At 61.0% G+C, this 7,342-nt stretch carries 3 protein-coding genes; all 3 read left to right on the top strand.

The features are described 5' to 3' along the window. Positions 1–626: 626 nt before the first annotated feature. The 3 genes from VHX65_08435 to VHX65_08425 all read left to right on the top strand — a co-directional run bounded on the left by VHX65_08435 (position 627) and on the right by VHX65_08425 (position 7,101). A complete protein-coding gene (locus VHX65_08435; GenBank protein HEX3998560.1) occupies positions 627–1,928 on the top strand; it encodes a DUF1501 domain-containing protein in 1,302 nt (433 codons plus the stop codon). Positions 1,929–1,975: 47 nt separating this feature from the next. Next, on the top strand, positions 1,976–4,438 hold the full coding sequence (locus tag VHX65_08430) for a PPC domain-containing protein (GenBank protein ID HEX3998559.1): 2,463 nt from the start codon (positions 1,976–1,978) through the stop codon (positions 4,436–4,438). 266 nt (positions 4,439–4,704) lie between these two features. Continuing rightward, entirely contained in the window at positions 4,705–7,101 is a 2,397-nt protein-coding gene (locus VHX65_08425; GenBank protein ID HEX3998558.1) for a DUF1549 and DUF1553 domain-containing protein, read from the top strand. The last annotated feature ends 241 nt before the right edge of the window (positions 7,102–7,342 follow it).

The following is a 7,342-nucleotide window of genomic DNA, read 5'->3' as shown; positions in this document are numbered from 1 at the left end:
CGGTGTGCCACTGGCCAGCGCAGTCGGCCAGTGCGAGCGCCGCTTGAGCTCGCACATAAATGGAACGTTCGGCGGCGTGCGTCCCTCGCTAACGCTTCGGGCTACAATGCGATCGCCGGCGATTCGTGCCTCAAAGCTTCGCAGTCTCAAAGCCTCCCTTAGCGTCCTCGCACTGGGTTGCCATTCGCATAAAGCCGTCTTAGATGTGGCTTTGTCGAGGCCGAAGGCGTCAACGTAGCAGGCACACTCCGTGTGCCGTCTGCGCTCCGCGGCGGGTTGGGCACAGAGCGGGGCAGACGGCACACGGAGTGTGCCTGCTACGTTGGGTGCGGCCTTACGGCCGCGATTGGTGGTTCGCGCTGCGTGTTATGGATCGATTGGTCGATTTCGGGTGCCCAGGAAATACTTTACAGGGGCTTGGCGCTCGGATAGACTTATCGAGCTTTCGGAATTCGCGAGTTCAGGCCACGGTTTGGTTTGGGGTTGCGGATCCGAGAGTTGCCCGCCGAATAGACCGACTGCAATATCCCCACCGCTCAGTCGGTCGAACCGTAAATCGCGACGTCCGGTTTTGTCGACCGCGCAGCTAACGACTATCCTTCCCATTTTGCATAGGGAGTCGATCCATGAAATGCCTTGGTAATCCGTTGAGCCGTCGTGGTTTTTTGACCGTTGGCGCCGTGGGGGGTATCGGGCTGACGCTGGCCGATCTTTTGGCTCTCGAGGCGCGCGGTGAGCAGGCCGCGGCCGATGGGGTCGCGCCGCGAGCGAAAAGCGTCATTCATATCTACTTGCCGGGCGGAATCGCGCACCAGGAGTCGTTCGATCCGAAACCTTTTTCGCCGATCGAATATCGCGGTGAACTAGGGGTCGTGAAGACGAAAACGGGCGACATTTTTTGCGAAACACTGCCGAAGCTCGCGCAGCTCAACGACAAGATCGCCGTGATCCGCTCCATGACGCACAACGAGGCCGCCCACGAACGCGGCACGCACAACATGTTCACCGGCTACCGCCCGAGCCCGGCCCTGAAATATCCGAGCTTGGGCAGCATCGTCAGCCACGAGTTTGGCCCGCGCAACAATTTGCCGCCCTATGTGTGCATTCCGAACGAGCCGAACGAATTTGCCGGGCCGGGATATTTGAGCGCGTCGTTTGCCCCGTTCAGCTTGGGAGCCGATCCAGCGGCGGGCGGATTCCGGGTGCGCGATCTGAATCTTGCCGACGGCGTGAATGAAGGCCGATTCGCCCGGCGTCGCTCGGCGCTCGACGCGGTGAATGCGCATTTTGCCAACACCGACAAATCGGATCGCGTTGCAGCGATGAACACTTTTTACGATCGAGCCTATAGCTTGATCAGTTCGCCGAAAGCCCGCGAGGCGTTCAATATCGATGCCGAACCGGCTGCGATCCGTGATGAATACGGCCGCAACGAAGCCGGCCAGCGCATGCTCATGGCCCGCCGATTGGTCGCCGCGGGCGTGCGGATGGCGACGCTTACCTACGGCGGCTGGGATATGCACAGCAATATCACGGCCGGCATGCGCGGCCAGATGCCGGCCTTCGATCAGGCGCTCTCGGCCCTGATTCGCGACCTCGACCGCACGGGCCTGTTGAAAGAGACGATGGTGATGGTGTCGAGCGAATTCGGTCGCTCGCCCAAGATCAACAACAACGCGGGGCGCGACCATTGGCCGAAGGTGTTTAGCGTGGTGCTCGCCGGCGGCGGCATCAAGGGGGGCGAGATCTATGGCTCGTCGAACGCCACCGCTTCGGAGCCCGACGAAGATCCCGTCGAACCGCCCGATCTCGCCTACACGATGTATCACTGCCTCGGCATCAAGCCGGAGAAAAAGCTGATGACGCCGGGCAACCGGCCCGCGGCGATCGTCTACGGCGGCAAGTTGATCAATCGGTTGCTTGCCTGATCGGCTTCCAGAAAGGCGCGGGTCGAATGCGTGCGACGGAGGTGACGATGATCCATCGTTGGCCGCAATCGTTCAAGGCCGTAGCCGTAGCAATCAGCTTGGGCGCATGGTTGGCCGCGTCGTTGATGGCGCAAGCGGCCGAGCCGCAGTTTGCGGGAATGTCGCCCTACGGCTTTCAGCGCGGCACGGAAATCGAAACGACGTTTCGCGGCAATCGATTGGGCGATGCACAACAGTTGCTGCTCTATTCGCCGGGCGTCGAAGTCTCGGCTCTGACTCCGATCAACGACAGTTCCTTCAAGGCCAAGCTCAAAATCGCGCCCGATTGCCGCTTGGGCATTCATGCTCTGCGATTGCGGACGGCGACGGGGTTGAGCAATCTGCGCACATTCAGCATCGGCGCGCTGCCGGAGGTTGCTCAAATCAAGCCGAACAACGAATTCGAGCATCCTCAGAGCGTGCCGCTGAATTGCACGGTCAACGGCGTCGTGCTGAACGAAGAGGTCAACTACTACGCCGTCGAGGCGAAGAAGGGCGATCGCGTTACGGCCGAAATCGAGGGCCTGCGATTGGGCGTCACGTTCTTCGATCCGTATGTCGCGATTCTCGATTCGAAGCGATTCGAATTGGCCCGTTGCGACGATTCGCCGTTGCTCCGGCAAGATAGCGAATGCTCGATCATCGCTCCGGAAGACGGTAAATACGTGATCCAGGTGCGCGAGACTTCGTTCGGTGGCAACAACGATTGCATTTACCGGCTGCACGTCGGCACGTATCCCCGTCCGACGGTCGTTTATCCCGGCGGCGGGCGGCCCGGCGAAACGCTCATCATTACATGGCTCGGCGATGCGGCCGGTCCGCGCAAGCAAACCATCACGCTCCCGGCCATTACCGTTCCCGCGGCGGGCACGGCTGCGGAGCTTTTCGCCCAAGATGAGCGCGGCATCGCTCCCTCGCCAAACAGGGTCCGCGTGGTCGATCTGCCGGGCGTAGTGAAACTGGAGCCGAGCAGCGATCCGGCCCATGCCACGCCGTGCCCCGCGCCGGGCGTCGCCAACGGAATCATCGAGAAGCCGGGCGAGACCGATTTTTTCAAGTTCCACGCCAAGAAAGGCCAAGCGTTCGATGTGCGCGTGTATGCCCGCGAAATCCTGCGGTCGCCATTGGATTCGGTGCTGACGATTCTGCGGGCGAGCAATGGCCAGGCGGTGGCCAGCAACGACGATAGTTTCGGTCCCGACAGTTATCTCCGGTTCAATGCGCCCGAGGACGACGATTATCTGATCGCCGTGACCGACCAGCTTCGCGGCGGCGGCCCCGATTTCGTCTACCGCGTCGAGATCACGGTCCCCTCGCCGGCGCTGACGATGCGATTGCCGGAGCGGCAGCAATATGTTTCGCAAACGTTGGTCGTGCCGAAGAAAAATCGCATGGCGATCATGGTCGCGGCGGAGCGGACCAATTTCGGCGGCGATTTGCAATTGGCGTTCGCCGGCCTCCCCTCGGGTTTGACGTTCGACAACGAGCCGTTCACGGGCGATCGGAACGAACTGCCGGTGCTGTTTACCGCCGCCGACATCCCGACCACCAGCGTTTTGGCCGATCTATCTGCGCGGCCCGCGGACCCAAAGCTCAAGATCGAGGGGCATTTGAGCCAGCGGACGATGCTGGTGCGTGGTCAAAACAATCAAGAGGTTTGGGGACACACGGCCGACCGCATGGCGATCGCGGTTTCGAACGAACTGCCTTTCAAGATCGACATCGTGCAGCCGAAAGTGCCGCTGGTGAAGAACGGTTCGATGAATCTTAAGATCGTGGCGACGCGGGCGGCCGGGTTCGCGGCGCCGATTTCGCTATCGCTGCTGTACAATCCGCCCGGCGTTTCGTCCTCCGCCTCGGTGAGTATTCCCGAAAAGCAAAGCGAAGCGGTGATTCCGCTCACCGCCAACGGCGGCGCCCCGATCCGCAAGTGGAAAATCGTGGCCATTGGCCGCTCTCCGTTTGCCGGCGCGGCGGTCGAGGCGGCTTCGCAACTCGCCGATTTGGAAATCGCCGATCAATTCGTGAATCTCGGCTTTCCGCGAGCCGCCGTGGAGAAGGGCAAAGAAGTCGACTACGTCGTGACTGTCGAAAAGAAGAAGGACTTCGACGGCGAGGCCACCGTGGAATTGCTCGGCCTTCCCGCCGGCGCGACAAGCTTGCCGGCCAAGATCACGAAAACTTCGACCTCGATATCGTTCAAAGTGAAGACGGCGCCGGATGCCCGGCCTGGAAAATATCCTTCGTTGGTTTGCCGTGTGACGATCGTGCAGGCCGGCGAACCGATTACGCACACTCTGGGGAGCGGCGAGCTGCGAATCGACGAACCACTGCCACCCAAACCGACGGCGGCGGCCCCAAAGCCCGCAGCGCAGCCATCGCCCGCGGCCAGCGCCAAGCCGCCGGAGAAAAAGCCGCTCAGCCGGCTCGAGCAATTGCGGCTCGAGCGCCAACAACAGAGCGGCAAATAGGCAATTCGAGGACTGAGTTAGGGATCGGTCAAAATAACTTCTCCGCAGAACTCTCTTCTCTTGCGGGAGACGGCAGGGTGAGGGGTTTTTCGGCCGAAGCCAAAGTGTCGGGTGAAATCTTGCGAAGCCAACGGTTCAGGAGCGAAACCACTGTGAACGCGAAACGAATTCGACCAGCCGCGGCGTTGGTGATCGTCGGGGCGGTCGCGGGATCGCTGGTGTGGAGCGCGGCGGTTGCCGGGCCGCCCGTGGCGCTGTTGCCGGCGCTGACGGTCGAATCCACGCGCCCCGCGGCCGCGAGCAACGATGCTTCGATCACGTCGCTAGCGGTTTATCCGCCGGCGATTCAGTTGAACACGAAACTCGCGCGGCAGCAATTCATCGTCGTTGCGACGAGGCGCGATGGAGTAACGCTCGAGGTTACAAAGCAAACCGCTGCGACGCTGGCGAACTCGAAACTGGCCCGAATCGAGGGCGCAACTCTCTACCCAGTTGCCGACGGCCAGACGACGCTGCAACTCAAGTATCTCGGGCAAGACGTGGCCGTGCCGGTTGATGTAAAGAATGCCGCGGCCGATCGGCCGATCAGCTTCAAGCTCGACGTGATGCCGGTATTTACCCGCACGGGCTGCAACACGGGGAGCTGCCACGGGGCGGCCCGCGGCAAAGACGGTTTTCGGATTTCGCTTTTCGGCTTCGATCCCGACGGCGACTACACGCGACTGACGCGTGAGATCGGCTTTCGCCGCATCAACCTCGCGCTGCCACGCGATAGCCTGCTGTTGGAGAAATCGGTCGGGCACGTTCCGCACACCGGCGGCAAGCGGTTCGACGAGGCCAGCGAATACTATCAGACGGTGCTGCGTTGGCTCGAAGCCGGGGCGCCGAAAGATCCGGTCGAGCCCGCCGCGTGCGTAAAGGTCGAGCTATTTCCTCCCGCCGCCGTGCTCGAAGGGGCCGGAGCAACGCAGCAATTCATCGTGCGCGCGACGTATGCCGACGGCACGCAGCGCGACGTGACGAACCTGGCCGTGTTTCTCACCAACAACGACAACTCCGCGCCGATCAATCCTCAAGGTCTCGTGACGGCCGCCAATCGCGGCGAAGCGTTTGTCATGGCCCGCTTCGGCACGCACACCGTCGGCAGCCAGGTGCTCGTGCTGCCGAAAGATTTGAAATTCACTCCCGCTCCGATCGCGGGCAGCTACATCGATCAACTCGTCTTGACGAAGCTCAACAAGATTCGCGTCGAGCCGAGCGGGATTTGCAGCGACGAGGAGTTCTTGCGCCGCGCTTCGATCGATATCACGGGGCTTCTGCCGACAGCGGCCGAATACGAAGCGTTCGTATCCGATCCCTCGGCCGACAAGCGGGCCAAGCTGGTCGATCGTCTGCTGCAGAGAAAAGAATTCTCCGAAATCTGGGCCATGAAGTGGGCCGAGTTGCTCATGATCAAATCGAACAACGACGTGAGCTACAAAGCCATGTTGTTGTACTACACTTGGCTTACCGACAAGATCGCTGGCAATGTGCCGCTGGATGAAATGGTGCGCGAGCTGCTTTCCGCCAACGGCGGAACGTTCCGCAACCCCGCGACGAACTATTATCAGACCGAGCGCGACACGCTCAAGGTGGCCGAAAACGTGGCCCAGCAATTCATGGGCATCCGCACCCAATGCTGCCAATGCCACAACCATCCGTTCGATCGCTGGACGATGAACGACTACTACAGTTTTGCGGCCTTTTTCTCGCAGATCGGTCGCAAGCAAGCCGAAGATTATCGCGAAACGGTGATCTTCAATAGCGGCGGCGGGGAAGTGTCGCATCCGGTGACCGGAAAAGTGATGCCGCCGAAATTTTTGGGCGGCCCGGTGGCCGACGTGGCCGGCAAAGATCGCCGCACGGTCATGGCCGAATGGCTCACCTCGCCCGAGAATCCGTATTTCTCCACGAGCATCGCGAACCGGGTTTGGTCGCACTTCTTCGGCCGCGGAATTATCGAGCCGGTCGACGATATCCGCGTGAGCAATCCGGCGAGCAATCCCGAATTGTTCCAAGCGCTGGGGAAGAAGCTGATCGAATACAAGTACGATTTCAAGCATCTCGTGCGCGATATTTGCAATTCGCAGACCTATCAGCGCTCGTCGCAGCGCAACGCCTCGAACGAACACGACGAGGCGAATTTTGCCCACGCCATCGTTCGCCGTATTCCCGCCGAAACGCTGCTGGATTGCATTTCGGAAGTCACCGAAACGAAAGACAAGTTTCAAGGATTGCCGCTGGGGAGCCGGGCCGTGCAAATCGCCGACGGCCGCACGAGCGACTATTTTCTGACCACGTTTGGCCGAGCCCCGCGCGACACGGTGTGCGCCGCCGAGGCCAAGACCGAGCCGACGCTCTCGCAAGCCCTCCACTTGCTCAACGGCCCGACGGTGCAGAGCAAAATTTCGCAAGGGGGCATCGTCAAGCGCATGCTCGACCAAAAACTGCCTGCCCGATCGGTGATCGAGGCGATCTACGTCCGCTGCCTCGCGCGCAAGCCGACGCCCGATGAATCGCAGAAACTATCCGCGATCGTCGCCCAAGCCGAGAACCCGCAAGCCGGCCTGGAAGACGTTTTTTGGGCCGTGCTGAATTCACGCGAGTTCTTGTTCAACCACTGAGCCTCGCCGCTTACATAGCGCGATCGAGTCGCCTGACGGCCTTAGGGCAATCCGACTAAGTGCCGAAACGGTAATGCCAGAAGCGACCGACGGAGTGCATCGTGTCCTTCCGGCAAGCGTGTATGAACCGTTTTGAGGCGTGTGCTACCGTGGGCTGTCCGCACACGACCTTCTGGAGTGACAGCCGATGAATGGCAGCAAGACACGTATCCTCTCCGCGGGACTGGAGGACGTTCGACAG

The sequence above is a fragment of the Pirellulales bacterium genome (assembly GCA_036267355.1).
Taxonomy (GTDB): Bacteria; Planctomycetota; Planctomycetia; order Pirellulales; family DATAWG01; genus DATAWG01.
The sequence above is the reverse complement of the archived record's forward strand: the minus strand, read 5'-3'. Positions and strand labels throughout refer to the sequence as shown.

Bases quoted from the DNA above. Each gene is read 5' to 3' on its own strand.
- VHX65_08430 (HEX3998559.1), top strand. From the start codon at position 1,976: ATGATCCATCGTTGGCCGCAATCGTTCAAGGCCGTAGCCGTAGCAATC.
- VHX65_08435 (HEX3998560.1), top strand. From the start codon at position 627: ATGAAATGCCTTGGTAATCCGTTGAGCCGTCGTGGTTTTTTGACCGTT.